At 63.4% G+C, this 15,287-nt stretch carries 13 protein-coding genes; all 13 read left to right on the forward strand.

Annotated features, from left to right (window positions below):
• Positions 1-7: 7 nt before the first annotated feature.
• The 13 genes from MKleb_RS27950 to traX all read left to right on the forward strand — a co-directional run bounded on the left by MKleb_RS27950 (position 8) and on the right by traX (position 15,275).
• Entirely contained in the window at positions 8-3,655 is a 3,648-nt protein-coding gene (locus MKleb_RS27950; RefSeq protein ID WP_217076815.1) for an LPD7 domain-containing protein, read from the forward strand.
• 17 nt (positions 3,656-3,672) lie between these two features.
• Entirely contained in the window at positions 3,673-4,029 is a 357-nt protein-coding gene (locus MKleb_RS27955; protein WP_217076816.1) for a conjugal transfer protein, read from the forward strand.
• A gap of 110 nt (positions 4,030-4,139) precedes the next feature.
• Positions 4,140-4,709: a DotI/IcmL family type IV secretion protein gene (locus MKleb_RS27960; RefSeq protein WP_217076964.1), complete on the forward strand. Its 570-nt coding sequence runs from the start codon at positions 4,140-4,142 to the stop codon at positions 4,707-4,709.
• A gap of 49 nt (positions 4,710-4,758) precedes the next feature.
• Positions 4,759-5,742 carry a DotH/IcmK family type IV secretion protein gene (locus MKleb_RS27965; protein ID WP_217076817.1) on the forward strand — a complete coding sequence of 328 codons (984 nt, stop codon included), beginning with the start codon at positions 4,759-4,761 and terminating at the stop codon, positions 5,740-5,742.
• Positions 5,739-7,016, forward strand: coding sequence for a conjugal transfer protein TraO (traO, locus tag MKleb_RS27970; protein ID WP_217076818.1), 1,278 nt, complete (start codon positions 5,739-5,741; stop codon positions 7,014-7,016). Before MKleb_RS27965 ends, traO begins: the two co-directional genes overlap by 4 nt.
• Before the next feature lie 2 nt (positions 7,017-7,018).
• On the forward strand, positions 7,019-7,735 hold the full coding sequence (traP, locus tag MKleb_RS27975; protein ID WP_217076819.1) for a conjugal transfer protein TraP: 717 nt from the start codon (positions 7,019-7,021) through the stop codon (positions 7,733-7,735).
• Positions 7,735-8,262, forward strand: coding sequence for a conjugal transfer protein TraQ (gene traQ, locus MKleb_RS27980; protein WP_217076820.1), 528 nt, complete (start codon positions 7,735-7,737; stop codon positions 8,260-8,262). The genes traP and traQ overlap by 1 nt, the downstream gene beginning before the upstream one ends.
• Before the next feature lie 68 nt (positions 8,263-8,330).
• Positions 8,331-8,735: a DUF6750 family protein gene (locus tag MKleb_RS27985; protein WP_217076821.1), complete on the forward strand. Its 405-nt coding sequence runs from the start codon at positions 8,331-8,333 to the stop codon at positions 8,733-8,735.
• Positions 8,736-8,782: 47 nt separating this feature from the next.
• The gene (locus tag MKleb_RS27990; protein ID WP_217076822.1) at positions 8,783-9,577 is read left to right on the forward strand and encodes a conjugal transfer protein TraT; all 795 of its coding nucleotides are present in this window, start codon (positions 8,783-8,785) and stop codon (positions 9,575-9,577) included.
• A 275-nt stretch (positions 9,578-9,852) separates the two neighbouring features.
• Complete coding sequence (locus MKleb_RS27995) at positions 9,853-12,897, forward strand: ATP-binding protein (RefSeq protein ID WP_217076823.1); 3,045 nt, start codon at positions 9,853-9,855, stop codon at positions 12,895-12,897.
• The gene (locus tag MKleb_RS28000; RefSeq protein ID WP_217076825.1) at positions 12,894-13,481 is read left to right on the forward strand and encodes a conjugal transfer protein TraV; all 588 of its coding nucleotides are present in this window, start codon (positions 12,894-12,896) and stop codon (positions 13,479-13,481) included. The genes MKleb_RS27995 and MKleb_RS28000 overlap by 4 nt, the downstream gene beginning before the upstream one ends.
• A 25-nt stretch (positions 13,482-13,506) precedes the next feature.
• Positions 13,507-14,694, forward strand: a complete 1,188-nt coding sequence (gene traW / locus MKleb_RS28005) for a conjugal transfer protein TraW (RefSeq protein WP_228740821.1) — start codon at positions 13,507-13,509, stop codon at positions 14,692-14,694.
• Positions 14,691-15,275: a conjugal transfer protein TraX gene (traX, locus tag MKleb_RS28010; RefSeq protein WP_217076828.1), complete on the forward strand. Its 585-nt coding sequence runs from the start codon at positions 14,691-14,693 to the stop codon at positions 15,273-15,275. Before traW ends, traX begins: the two co-directional genes overlap by 4 nt.
• Positions 15,276-15,287 lie beyond the last annotated feature (12 nt).

Consider the following 15,287-nt stretch of genomic DNA (forward strand, 5'->3'; position numbering starts at 1 on the left):
AGGCCCGATGAAATCAGAATACCGCACCTGGCTTGCCATCTCTGCCGATGAAAAAGAGGCGGCACAACAGGCTCACCCGCCGCTGGATGACGGACGCCCCGCCCTGGTCTGGCATGGCGAACACAAGCTCTGGTACGCCCGGCCCGGGACGGAGCTCGACAGGCTGGCGCAATGGCTTCCGCGCCCGCAGGAATTTTCCGCCGGGCAAAGCGATCCGGTGAGCGAGTTTGCGCTCACGCTGGAGAAAGCCGGGCTGGTCCTGAAAGGGCTTCCGGTGATGGACGGGACCCTGCAACGGGTTCCGACACGCGATGACCGCAGGGACGGGAAAAGCGGGGCCTATCGCGCCTGGATGGACGGTCGCCCTGCTGGCTGGTATCGCGACTACCGCAGCGGAGAGGCAAAACCCACGAACTGGGTATTCTCCGGCGGGGAGGAAGCCGATCCCCGCACCCGGCTCCATCTGCGGGCGCAGGCACAGCAGAACCGCGATGACAGCCTGCGTCACCGTGAGCAGCAGTATCGCCGGCAGGCTGACTATGCCAGCCGGGTTCTGGGGCGTTTACGGCAGGCTACGGAACACCCGTACCTGACCCGGAAGGGCATTCATGCCGCACCGGGCATTCGCATTAACGACAGGCAGGAACTGGTTGTGCCGTTAAGCAATATTCGCGGCGAGATCCGTTCGTTTCAGCGCATCCCTGAGAGCGGAGGCAAAGATGCACGACTTCTGAAAGAGGCCGAAAAAGCCGGCAACTTCTTCGCCTTCGGCGACTACCGCAGCGGCGCACCGGTGCTGTTCGCTGAAGGCTACGCCACGGCGGCCACCCTGCACGAGGCCACCGGACTGCCCGTCCTGATGACGGTCGATGCGGCCAATATGGTCGACGTGGCCCTGAACGTCCGCGAGGCGCTTCCGGCCACCCCGCTGGTCTTCTGCGCCGACAACGACGCGCATCTGCCCGTGAATAAAGGCGTCACCAGCGCGCAACAGGCCGCCATTCTGGCTTTCGGGCAGTATATCGTCCCCGAATTTTCCCCGGAAGAAACCGCGCAGGGCCTGACTGATTTCAATGACCTCGCCGTTGTCCGGGGCCATGAAGTCTTCACCCGAACCCTGCATGACATGCTGCGCACCGCAGATATCACCTTTCCCGCTGACCCGATAACAGAGGTACATACTATGGATACTGAGTCTCGCGATGATGAGCCGTATCGCGCCGCCGATACGCCAGAATTCCCGCCCGGTCCGCCGGTCGACAGCCCGGCCCCTGCAGAAAGACTGCCCGGATGGGACACGATGACGCCGGCAGACGTGCAGGACATCGCCACACCTGAACAGGGGCCCCCCGTCATACCTGAGTTCCTCTTCAGCGAGCCGTTACAGCCGGTTGGCAGTCCGGAACCCGCCAGCACCGCAGATGCGACGTCTTCGCCAGAGGCGCAACCCGTCGACACCGCACCTGCCGTCAGCGAGACGTTACAGCCGGTTGACAGCCCGGAACCCGTCAGCACCGCAGACGCGACGTCTTCGCCAAGGGTACAACCTTCCGACACCGCACCTGCCGTCAGCGAGCCGCTACAGCCAGTTGACACCCCGGAACCTGCCAGCACCGCAGACGCGACGTCTTCGCCAGAGGTACAACCCGTCGACACCGCACCTGCCGTCAGCGAGCCGCTACAGCCAGTTGACTCCCCGGAACCTGCCAGCACCGCAGACGCGACGTCTTCGCCAGAGGTACAACCCGTCGACACCGCACCTGCCGTCAATGAGTCGTTACAGCCGGTTGACAGCCCGGAACCCGTCAGCACCGCAGACGCGACGTCTTCGCCAGAGGTACAACCCGTCGACACCGCACCTGCCGTCAATGAGTCGTTACAGCAGGCTGACACCCCGGAACCTGCCAGCACCGCAGACGCGACGTCTTCGCCAGAGGCGCAACCCGTCGATACGGCACCGGGAAAAGCACGGAATACCGCCGACGATAATGCGGATATGGCTGAGGCAGAAGCGGTCCCCCGCCAGCCACAGCCGACCGCCGGTGACCCGCTTTCGCCGGGGGAAGATGCCGCCGCACCGGCATCGTCCCCGCCGCCCGATGCCATCGTGTACGGCCCGCGCCGCCCGGAGGCCACGGAGAGAGCCGACCTTGATGCCATCGTCCGGCAGCTGAAATGGGATGTCCTCCCTGACAATACGGTGTTGTATCGCCTGGACGACCAGCCTGCATTCCGGGACCTCGGAAACCGGCTGGAAATGGCGGATGGTGCGTCGGCTGACGACAAAAAAATCCTCGCAGCCCTGGCGGTAGCGGCGAAATTCTACGGCGGGGTGATTGAGCTGACCGGCAGCGAAGCCTTCCGGGAGCGGGCGATGCACCTGATCGTGACGAACGACATCAATGTGCGCATGAAGCAACCCGCACAGCGCGCCCGTCTCGATGCACTGCGCCAGACACACGCCAGCACAGGCGATGCGGTGAAAACGCATATACCGACGCCGGATATGTTCGCGGCGAACACGCCCGGTGAAACGCCGCCCGTCACGACGTCTGCCGCCCGGCCATCAGCAGCCGCCCCGGCCGCCCGGACAGAGACAGCCGCAGGGACAGCCCCGGAGCCGTCCGCGCCGGCATCGTCGGCTGCTCCGGCACCCTCGTCCTCACCACAACCACAACCACCGGCGGAAGAACTTTCCCCGCCCCCAAAACTGTCTCCGGGACAGAGTGTCACGGCGGAGCTGACGCGCTACGGCGAGGCCGAGTACGGACAGGGAAAAGGCCGGAGTTTCTTTATTGAACTGAGCAACCGCGACGGATCGCAACGCTACTGGGGCCGGGAACTGGAGGCGCTGGTGAAGAATATCCGCACGGGAGAAGCCGTGACGCTCACCCTCAATAATCGCGAGTCCTTCACGCTCCCCGGCGAGGACAAACCTCGCGTCCGCAATCACTGGTCGCTGACGCCGTTGACGCCCGGCATCGCCGTGTCACACGACCGGCCCGAGCAGGGAATGACGGTTGAAGCTTATGACCGCGCCTCGTTCAATGCCGTGATGGAAAAGGTGGTTGCCGCCTGGCCGGATGAAACCCGTGGTCTGAAAGTCCCGCAGGGCTTCACCGGCGACCTGCTGCTCGGTGAAGACCGCCATCCTGTCTCGCGCCCGGACAGGCTGACGGGGCCGGTTCACGGCGCGGGCGAGGCGCCGAAAGGGTTCGCTCCGGTGATGGGGGCGGTGAATGACCAGACCCGGGAAACCGACCTGTTGCTGGTACAGGGAGCCGGGGACCACCTTCAGGGCGTCGTGCGTCTGAACGGGACGCTGTACCCCGCGCTCGCCACCCCCACCGTCGACGGTTCACAACTGGTCATCAATGCCGTCACGGAGACCGGACTGCGGTTTGCCGGATACGGTGAAGCGATTAACCGCCACCGCGATAACCCGAATCCGTCACCTGAACACATGGTGTTCACGTTAAAACAGCGCGAAGCGCCCCTGATTGCACAGCTTTACACGCCGGATAAACAGCCGGATGCCCTTTTCCGTCGCCTCGGCTTTGAGCAGACCTGGCAGCAGTGGTCAGCAAGCCCAAAGCCGGAGGACAGACAGGAAAAACATCATCATCAGGCGCTATCCCACAACCCCGGCCGATGAGCCGGTAAGGAGCCATCATGACGTTACGCAAAGGTATCACGCCGGTGCTGCTTGCTTTCCTTCTCCTCTCAGCCCACGCGAACGCGGCAACGTGTCGCGCGGCTACCGCAGCTCAGGCGGGCAGTCAGGCCGGGTATGAACGCGCCCGCACGGCAGCACAGGCCTGGTCGCAACGGGAGAATGATGTGGCATCGTCCCTGCAGTCCTGTCTGTCAAAAATCAAAAAAACCACGATCTCCCTGCCGCAGTTTCCGAACCTCAACGACCTGCTGGAGAAGCTCGGTAACGAGGTCTGCGACGCCGTCGTCGACCGCGTCAACGACAAGCTTCCCGGCAATATTGACCCCTGGAAAAGCTACGGGAGCAGTCTGTGACATCAACAAAAAAAACCACCGCGCGCCCTTCTCCGCCTGACGACCCGCTGAAAGAGGTGACCGACAGCCTGAAAAAGTCCCAGGAGCGGGCCGTCACGCTACAGAAGCTGATGAAAATCACCACCAACACCGGCGTGGCATTGTTGATTAGCCTTCTGGGCAACGGGGTGCAGTACTGGCGGGCGACAGACGTCCAGCGGGAATATTTTGCCACCGACAGCGGGCGACTGGTGCCTCTCGTGCCAACCAGCGAGCCGGGCTGGAGCCAGGAGGATGTTCTGGCCTACGGCAGCCAGACCCTGACCCGGGCATTCAATCTCGATTTTGTTCATTACCGCGAGCAGGTCAGCAGCCTGTCCCCGCGCTTCAGTGAAGCCGGGTACGCCGGATACGTCAATGCGTTAAACGCCTCCAACATTCTGGATGCGCTGAAAAAAGACCGCATGAACCTGAGTGGTACAACGGGCGCTGGCGTCATTGTCCGTCAGGGGCGCTTCAGCAATGGCGTCTGGTTCTGGACAGCGCAGTACCCGGTCCGTCTGCGCCTTATCGGGCAGAACACCCAGCGCCCGGAACAAACGTTCACCTTTGAAATCACCCTCACTCGCGTCGACCCGCGCCTTAAACCTGCAGGGATGGAGATCAGTCAGATGATCTCCCGCAACGCGCCAGCAAACTGACGCGTCACGCATTCCCTGCTCTCTGTTTTTCGCCCGTAAAGGAAGTGTTATGCGACTTCGTTCTCTTTTATGCGTCCTGCTGATGGCCAGCAGCATGGCGGCTACGGCCGCCGAAACCGCCGACAGTGGATGGCGGCCAGCCCGGGGGCCACAGACGGGCGCCCCGGCGGGTCCGAATCCCCACCCGGACAGCGTGCCGGCCGATCGCCTGACCGGTGACGTCCCGGTACCCTCGGGAAATTCTGCGGACGTCATCGACGCCGCCCGCCTTGATGCCGCGCTGTCACCCGATGAAATCCGGACATTGCGGGGCATGGTCGCCGACAATGAACGGGCCGTCAGCAGCCCCGTCACAAGCGTCGTGCCGCGTATCAGCTCCCTGACCGTCAACCTCTCTCCCGGCGCCAGCCTCCCGCTGGTCCGCACGGCGGTTAACAACCTGAGCGTGGTGACGTTTTCGGACATCAACGGCACGCCCTGGCCGCAGTCTGATCCACCGTACAATGCCGCCCCGGGTTTCTTCGACGTCCAGTACAACGGCAACATGGTGACCATCACGCCAACCCGGCCGTGGGCGGCGGGCAATGTCTCGGTCTATCTGAAAGGACTGGCGGTGCCCGTCATCCTGAATGTCAACAGCGGCGAGACCGACACCCCTGCCGCCAGCCAGGAAACGGACAGTCGCCTTGACCTGCGCATCCCCCGACAGGGACCGGGCAGCCCCCGGGCGGACGCACCGGCTGCAAAAATCGCCCTGCATGACACCACTCTGCAGGCTTTTCTCGACGGTATTCCGCCGAAAGATCCCACTATCCGGCGACTCCGGTTCACCGGAAACCTGGCTGACACCACGGTCTGGCAGCAGGGCGATAATCTGATCGTCCGTTCACGCGCCATGCTGCGGGATGAGTTTGAACAGACGCTCTCCTCGGCGGACGGTACGCACGTCTGGAAGCTTCCTCTCAGTCCGTTGCTGACGTTTTCTGTCGAAGGCCGGTCCGTTCACATCACCCCTGATCTGGAGTCCTCATGAGCGAAGAACAGGAAGCCGGCTCTTCCGGCAAAAAACTTTTTTCTCTGATTGGGCTGGGTCTGCTAACGGTGCTGGGTGGCGGGTATCTGCTGATCTCCTGGCTGGGACCGCAAAACGACGCCGGGGCCTCTGCGGTCAACCTGAACCGGGCCACCTCCGGCAGCGGCGGCAGCACCCCGGAAAGCCCGCGCTACCGTGAGTTGCTGAAAGCGGACAATGAGCAGGGGGCCGCGGCAGCAAAACGCCAGCACACCACGTTCATCGCCAGCCTGCCGATGGGACTGGACAGCCACGAAACCCCGGCGCCGCCCGTGACGCCTCCGCCGACCTCCCCGCGTGAAACGACCCCGACGCCCCCGGCATCAGGCGACACCCGCGCGGAGGATGAAAAGCGACAGGCCCGTCTGCAGCAGCTGTTGAGCCGTCTGCGCGCCCACCAGACCGGACAGGCCCCGGTCGTGGCGAAGGCCATGTGGGGCGGTGCAACGCCCCGCACCACCGCCTCCCTGACCGGTGAGTCTGTTGCCGTTTCTGCCGGGGCAGGCAGTAACAGGGGGCCTGTCACGATTATTCCGGCGCTGACCCGCGTCCCCGCCACGATTGACACCGCCATTAACTCCGACAATGCGGAGTCTCAGGTCACCGCAACCCTTCAGGCCGGGCCGTGGAAAGGGGCGGTGCTGCACAGTCCGGGCGTGAAGCTCGCGGGGAACGGCGTACAAATCCACTTCACGTCGATGAGCTGGCGCGGCCTGCCCCTGAAGGTCAACGCCTGGGCACAGCGGGAGTCCGACCTCCAGTCGTCCGTGGCGACAGACGTCAGCCACCACTGGGTGACGCAGATTGTTCTGCCGTCCCTTCTCTCAGGCGGAGGGGACCTCGGCAAGCTCTACCGGGATGCCAATACGCGTATCGTTCAGGGCAACTTTGGCGATGTCACCAGCCGGGTGGGTTCACCGGATGGCGCGGCCGTGGCGGGCGTCATGCTCGGTGGTACGGCGCAGCGCGGCAGCGAGGTACTGACAAAAGCCCTCGGCGATGTGCCGTTTAAGCAGGTTAACGTGGCTCAGGGGGAAGTCATCTCCGTGTTGTTTGTTGACGCGGTCACCGACACCACACCTGCCGTTTCACCGGCGCAGGAAAGCCTTTCTGCGTCGGACGTCCGTTCTTCCGGCACGCAGACGTCCTGGGACGTCCAGCGTCGTCTGCAGAACATTTCAGAAACTCGCCGGGCGGAAATGCGCCAGCGCTACCCCTGGCAGGAGGAACAATAATCATGTCGAACACACCTGAACACACCGATGAAGAGGATTACATCGCCGATGATGCCACCCCGTCACTGCCGTGGTGGAAACGCCCCATCATCATGGGCCTCGATGCCATCTGGCTGACGGGGGTCACCCTGATACTGGTCGCCGCTGCCGTTTACCTCCTGCAGCGCCAGCTGGGGGAGTCCGTACCGCCTGACAACGCCTTCAGTGATGTGGTTGTCGAGACCGTTGCGCCCGGCTCCACCGGGACGTCTGCGTTCCCGCCCGCCTCGCCGCCCGACACGGTCATGCCAGACCTGTCCCGGGTCATGTCGGACGTGAAGGCCGAACTGGATGCGCGGGATAAAACCTTCAACGACAGCCTGACCATGATGCAGGACAGCATCAAACGCCTGGGGGATGCGCTGCGCCGGGATGAGGATTACGCGCGGGAAACCCGTCAGCAGCTCACCACCCTGCAGGCGACACTTGCGGGGATGCAGGCCACCGCGCCGGCCGCGACCGCGACCGCGACCGCCAGCACGCCGGGCGCGGTGGCAAAGAAAAAGGTCAGCGCCGTCAGCGGGATGAAGGTGGTGTCGATGGAAGCGGGCATGGCCTGGGTCCGCTGGCAGGGCAGCACCTGGGCGGTACGGGAGGGCGACACGCTGGGCAAGGTGACAATCACCCGCATTGATCCCGCCACCCGCACACTGCACACCTCCGGAGGCGCCGTCCGCTGATGAGTACTGATGCCCTCAGCGCCATCGAGCATTTTGCGGACAGTATCTTTCAGGCCGGGATGGATTTTTTCTTCACCTGGTCGGAGTTCCTCGGGGTTCTCGGCCTGATCGCACTGCTGGCCCGGGCAAAAGGCCATCGTGCCGTGCCCATGTCACCCGGCCGCTTCACCGGGGGGCTGTTTACCTGCGCCATGCTGGTTTCGTTGCCGTCCATGCTGAATGCCGGGGGCGCACAGATGGGCTTCAGCGCCCAGACGTTCGGCCCCATCGCCTGGGTACAACCCCAGACGTTCGGGGCGGCGGCCGGTGCAGCCAACGCCGTGCTGTCACTGGCCCGTCTGGCGGGCGTCGGATTTGCCATGTCCGGTATCAGCGAATGGCGGAAGGTGTCACTTGACGGCCACACCGGCCTGAGCGCCAGCGAATCCGTCAGCCGGGGTAACGTCAAATTTATTGCCGGCGTCCTGCTCGTCTTTATCGACCGCGTACTTGATGCCTCACTGGCCAGCCTCGGGATAGCGTTCTGACCCCGGCGTTACGCCACCCCCGCTTCACCCTCTCAGTTATTTTTTTGTTCATATCAGGAGTTACGACTATGTCGCACTTACGTGCTGTCACTGCCCGTGCACGGGCGTTCATGTTTTCTGTTCTGGTTCGCCTGCACGACGCGCGTGAACGCCTCACCCGGGTGCTGCTGGCCCTCCCCTTGATCCTGCTGCCCAAAGCCGTGCTTGCGGACGGCGACCTTGCCGACATGGTGCGCGCCGTCGGCGACGGTGCAAAGACCAGCCAGTCCGCCTCACTGACCATTGCACAGTTCATCGGCGTGGTGCTGTTTATTGGCGGCGTTATCGGCTTCAAAAAGGTCGGACGGCAGGGCGGTGGAAGTCTTATCGCCTGCATCGTTTCGCTCGTCTGCGGGGCCCTGCTGGTTATCGTCCCGGAAATTCTGAGCCGTACCCAGAAGCAGATGGGCACCTCCGCCGTCACCGTTAACTGACGTTTCTCACACCGGGGCGGCCTGCCGCCCCTCACCGGGACTCTCCCATGGAAAAGACCGACACCTGGCTGTACCCCCTCCCGCGCCCGGACGTGGTCTGGACGAATGCGCCGCTGTTACCGGCCCCGGAACAGACGGACGGCGGGCGCTGTTTCTGCTGCCACGCAACGTGCCATCATCGCTTCCTGCTTCCTGAGTCTTCTGTTCTGACGCCGGTCGCGCAGGCGATGGACGATGTCCGGGGGCGTCTTGAGCGGGCAACCGCCACGCTCGACAGACTGAACAGCGCCCCGCGCCCCGCGTCCCCGGCCGCACAGGCCCGGCAAACTGCCGCGCTAGACGCCGCCCGCAACGGGCTGTTGCAGGCTCAGCTTGCCGCCCGACGCATGGCCCTGCGACACATTCCTCACCGCCAGATAACGCAGACATCTCCATTGAGTGCCGGGGAGCATGACGCCCTTTCGCCTGCCGCCGCCCCGTTCGCGCTGTGCGCATTCTGCCACGCGTGGCATGCCCTGAACGGCGCAGCCGCAGCGCAGGGGATGATGGTCTGGTTGCCGGACCTGCATCCGTCGAGCGTGGTGGCCCTGAACCGTCAGACGCTGAAGGCCATTCTGACCGGAGATAAGACCGTGCGGCGTGAAGGGAAGGCCGTGCTTTCCGCCCTGTTACAGAATCGCGTGGCCGTGGAGGAGAGGTACCGCAGCTGGCGTCCGGTGGATTTTGCCGACGTCCTGCGCCGCCACCCGCCCTCGCAGCGGGATGCATTGCGAAACAACATGCAGGGACTGGCACTGGTGCTGACACCGGACGCTTTTCCGGAATCACCCCACCTTTCCTAGACAGGAGAAACGATGATCGAGCCGATAAAATACGGCCCGGAATGCTACTGGTTCCGGGTACGGCCAGACTGAGGCAAAAAAAAAGCCCCGACTGCGGGTCGGGGCTGGAAAGTGGCTATCTCAACGTATTTTTATAAGATTTTGTGTTGCTGGAGACCTCATAAGAGGGACCAACAATTTACCACACCGACCGTAAGGGGAAAAACCTTTTTGCCCCCTTTCCCGGCGCCATGCCGTCAACGTTCCTTTTTCACCCATTTCGTCATACCGAGCCTATGAACATCAACCGCCTTATCTTTGCCGTCGAAGATTTCTTTCACACACTGTCGCGCCATTCCGTCACGGCTGACTTTGTAGATTACTGCGATCTCGATACGGTCATCGGCCTTGATAAAGCCGACCGCGAACGCCGCCCCTGGCTGAAAGCACCTTACATTGCCACCACCCATCGGGGGGAGTACCTCTCCGTGATGGAAATCCTCGGCGCCCAGCGCGAGATGGACGAAGACCCCGAAAATGTCCGCGAAGGGTCACTGGAGTCGCTGATAGCGCACCTCAGCGATTCGCTGAACACGACTTACCGGAAAAAAGGTCACAAGATGGCCTTTATTTTTGAGCGCGACCCCGCGCGCGGCCAGGATGAAATCAACGACATGCTGGCGCCACAGTACCGGTCACTGACCCACACCGGCATTCAGCTCCAGGACGTGCTGGGAGAAAAAGTCACAACCCTCTCCCCCTGGCTGGTCCGCGAGCGCTGCTGGCTGGCGGTCTGGAGTTCGCCGGAACTGGTTGGCCAGGGCGACCGGCGCGGCCATGAAGAGCGCGTCCGTAATCTGGATGCCCGCGCCCCGAAAGCACTCCATGCCCAGCACCCGTGGCGATGGGCCATGTCGGCCCTGAAAATTCGCCACGACGCCTTTATCGATACGCTGGAGCAGGCCCTGAACAAATCGTCAGATGGGCTGCTGCTGCACCTGATGGACACCCATGAGCTCGGGTATGAAATCCGCCGACAGACCGACCGGGACCATACGCCACGCCACTGGCACCCGTTCCTGCCCGGCGACACCGGCCCTGCGGGTATGCGGCGCGGGGAAGACGCGTCTGCGCTGCACACGCCCCCGCTCAATATCCAGTTGTTCAGCCGGGACGCGAAGGCCCGGGGCAATCTGGTGCAGTGCGGCGGACTCTGGCACGGGATGGTGACCATCACGCTGGGGCCGCAGAATCCGCGCACCTTCAATCAGCTGGTCAAAGAGGTTCCCCGCGCCATCCCCTGGCGTATTCGTATGGACATCATGCCCGGCGGCATGGACGCGCTGGGCTGGAAACGGACGCTGCTGTCCTATTCCAGTTTTATTGGTGCGGTACGTCCGATGTACGATGCGGTGCAGACGCTGGCAAAGGTGGACCAGTACGACCCGGTCTGCGTAATGACCATCGTGGCCACCACCTGGGCGGAGACCCGCGAACGTTGCGCCCGCAACCTGTCGGTTCTCCAGTCAACCCTGGAAGGCTGGGGCGTCTGCGGCACCACCACAACCTTCGGGGACCCGCGCAGAGGCTGGGTGAACACGCTGCCCGCCGCCTCGGCCGCTTCCGGCCCTGCCCTTCTCTATCCGCCGTTATCCCATGCGCTTTCCCTGCTTCCCCTGAACCGGGCAGGGTCAGTCTGGCGCGGGAAAGGCAATCTGATGCTGCACACCGAAGACGGCGCAGCCTTTGAGGTGGGCCTGGCCTCTTCCCTGCAAAACAAACATACCGAACTCACGCCCGGCGACTCCGGGCTGGGGAAATCGGTGCTGATTAACACCCTCTCGGAAGTCCAGATCAGTTCGGCGCAGAAAAGCCTGCCTTTCATCGCCTACATCGACAAAGGTTTCAGCGCGATGGGGCTGATACAGCTCATCCGTGACAACCTGCCGCCGGAGAGGAAGGATGAGGCGGTTGGCCTCATTCTGAGCAATAACCCGGAGCATACCCGCAACCTGTTCGACATTCTCTACGGGGCGCACAGTCCCATCACGCCGGAGAAGAACTTTATTATTCAGGTGCTGGTTTCCCTGTGTATTGATACCACCACGGGACAGCCCTGCAACCCGAACGACACCCGTCAGATTATGACGCGGCTGACCGAACTGGCGTACCGCACGCTGAGCGACCTTCAGCCTCGTCTGTACCGTCAGGGTGACGAGCCGGACGTTGACCGCGCCTTGCAGGACAGCGGTCTGGCGGAGCAGCATGACGCCCGGTGGTGGTCGAAGACCAGCTGGTTCGAGGTGCGCGATATGCTGCATGAAGCCGGCCTCATCCCGGCGGCCCAGCGGGCGCACTGCCGGGCCATGCCGGTTCTGGCCGAGATGTCCTCGTATCTGGGCGACGAATCGATCCGGGATGTGTTCGGGATGGTGCAGCGCGACAACTCATCGGAGCCGCTGCTGGAGTATATCCGCCGCTGTCTGGACCAGGGCCACAGCGACTATCCGATGATATCCGGCTGCACCCGCCTGATGCTGAACCCGGACACCCGCATCATGGCGGTCGACCTCAACAACGTGGCGGGCGATAAAACCCCGGCAGGCCGTCTGCGGACGGGGATCATGTACCTGATTGCCGGACAAATTGCCGGGGGCGACTTTTTGTTGCCGCAGTATCAGGATGAGGTGTTTGACGCGCTGCCGAAGGCGTACCATGCCGGCGCTCTGCGCCGCATCACCCAGCTCGACCAGGAAATCAAAACAAAGGTCTACGAAGAGCTTCACAACGCCCGGGGGATTGACTTCATCTGGGATGCGCTGGATACGCAGGACCGCGAGCAGCGCAAGTTTGGTATCCGCACCGTGCTCTCCTCGCAGTTCCTGAAGGACTACCCGGAAAGTATTCTCAAATCCGCCAACACCCTCTGGCTTATTCGCTACCGGCAGGAAGATATTCCATTGCTGAAAAACCATTTCCGTATAGACGAAGCCATACTTCAGCGCTTTCTCCGGTTACCAGAGGGGCCTGCGCCGGACGGCAGCGGTATCTACATCCTCGGCGTGTTCCGCGTGAAGGGGGGAATGCTGGCGCGAATACTCAAATTCACCGTCGGCCCGCTGGCCCTCTGGGCGCTGAACTCTTCACCTAAAAACACGGCGCTGCGCCGCGAACTCACCGCCCGAATCGGCTCCGTTCGGGCCAGGCAAATTCTGGCCACCCACTTCCCGCGCGGCGATGCGGAGGCCTTCATCGACCACCGGGCGAGTGAACATGACACCGACAACGTCATTCATTCACTCGCCGGTGAACTCATCAAAAAGCAGGGGTACGACCTTTGACTGTCATTCATCTGACGCCTCGCTGCCGTCGCCCGCCTGATGGCGTGGTCAGACTGGACGGCCTGTGGCTGCACACGGCGCAGGCGAACTACGCGGTGTCCGTCCGCAGCACGCGGCTGGCGCCCGCCACCACCCCTCTTGTGCTGGAGGTGGTGTCAGCCCGGCCATCGGCCACGCCCGCCGCCCTCCGGCTGAAGCTGCGGGACTGGCCGCAGACGCTGCTGACCACGGCCCGCTGGCAGGTCACGTTACCGCACGCGGCGCCCGTGCTCATCACGCACGTGGTTCACTGGCTGTTGCCCGCCACGCCGGCACCGGTACTGACCGACGACACCTGGCTCTGGCATCTGTCCCCGGACGCCCCCCGCATCAGTCCGGGAGACTGGCCGCGCATGGACGTCCTCGCCACCGCGCAGCGCCGGCCACGACGCTGCAGCCTGTCCGTTATCGATACCCTCGACCGGTCGGGCATCATTGTCCGGCGCTACCAGGCCTTTCCGCTGGCCCCCCTGACGGATGACTGTCTCCCGTCCGGCGTGCCGTTCACCCCTTTGGTCCCTGCAAGGAGAATGCCCTGTGTCTGAACGAATCCGCTATGCCCCCGTTGCCATACTGACGACCGCCGCGCTGGCGGCGCTGCTGACCGCCCCGGCTGCGGCAGCTTATCCCGTGACCGTGGTGGCCAGCCAGCCCGTCACCGCCCAGATAATGCCTGAACTGGGCGTTATCAGCGGTGTGCTCGGTGAAATCCTCGCCATGCAGCAGGCCACCGGCACGGCCATCACACAGAGCGCTGACAAACTCGGCGCGATTGTGTCCCATGACGGGCAGGCGACACGCCAGCAGATGATTTTTAATGAAGAAACCCGCCGTCTGGAAGCGGCCCGCCAGAGCTACACGGTCCCGGATGCTATCTGCAGCGAGTCGGCTTCCGGCTCTGCGACGCAGGGAAAGCACACCTCGGTATCACACGCCACCACGCTGTCGCGCGGGGGCGGTGTCAGCAGTCGTCCCATACAGCAGCGTCTGGAGCAGGCCGCCGACAGCCGGACGCGCGATGCGTATGACGGCAGTGCGGTACATGCGGCGTACTGCACCGAAGCGGAGTATGCCCGTTTTGGCGGCACGGAGGTCTGCCCGTCCGTTGGCCAGCTTCCCGGGGGCGACAGCCAGGTGCGGTCGGTACTCTACGGCGCAGGCGATGCGGACACGCCACCGGCGCTGACCTTTAACCAGGCCCAGGTCGATGCCGCGATGGCCTACATGAAGAACACCGCCCGGCCGTCTGCCGGCAGAACCCCGGGGAAAGGCGAGGTCGGCACCATCACCGGCCGGAATTATGTCGGCCTGCAGAATGAATATAACGGCATCACGGACGCGGCCGCCTGGCCCCAGCAGTCACTGATTGCTGACAGTACGCCGAATGAGAGTACCCGCGACGGTCTGCGTGAGGCCCTGCAGTCATCATCGGCTGCGGCGTACTTCGACCAGACGGCCTCTCCGGAGGCGAAAGCAAACGGCATAATGAGCCAGCGTGAATTTGAAGCCTTCGAGGCCGGGCGTCGCTATGCCAGCACGGACTGGCTGAAAGACCTTCAGGAAATGCAGGGTGACAATCTGTTGCGCGAACTGGTGCGCACCACCGCGCAGATGAACTGGCAGCTCAACGACCTGAAAGAGCATATCCGGCAGGGCAACGTCATCGCCGGTCAGCAGCTGACGCTCTCAGCCCGGGCGTACTACACGGAGAGGCTGCAGCCGCTGGAGATGAAAATGAGTCAGGGGACGGCAAAATGAGCAAAAAAGAGCAAAATCCACGCCGGACGGTGGGGCGTCGCCTGATGAGCGGCACGGCGAATATCGTGCTGCCCGTAAAGGAGACCGGCTGGGTCATCCGGGCGGTGAGTTACATGGTCAACAGCCATCGACAGCGGCTGAAAGCGGCGCTGCCCGGCGAGGACGAAAACGATGCGCATGCGACGCTGTCGTGGGCGGAGGCGGTGGCGGCCAGCGGTCGTTCTGTGCCTGAACTGACGCGACGTTTCAGTCGTCTTCGCCGGCGCTGGCGCGTGGCGTTCTGGACGCTGCTGACGCTGTCCGGGTTTATCGGGGGGATGGCCCTGCATGCGTCGGCGTTACCGCCGCTGACGCTGGCGCGGTTGTTCATTACCCTGCTCTGCCTGCTGGCCTGCAGTGGGTACTGCGCCACCCGCGCCCTGACGGCCACGTACCGGCTCTGGCAGCTACTGGAAAAACGGGTCAGTCTGGAGGAAAAGGGAACGTTCCGGGATTTTCTGGATGACCGCCGGGGATGGAGGACGGCGCTCAGACGGTCGCTGATAGCCGGAGACGCAATCAACGGAAAGAACCGCGCCTGACGGCGCGGTCTG

Source organism: Klebsiella sp. PL-2018 (assembly GCF_019048985.1).
In the GTDB taxonomy this organism is placed as follows: Bacteria; Pseudomonadota; Gammaproteobacteria; order Enterobacterales; family Enterobacteriaceae; genus Klebsiella; species Klebsiella michiganensis.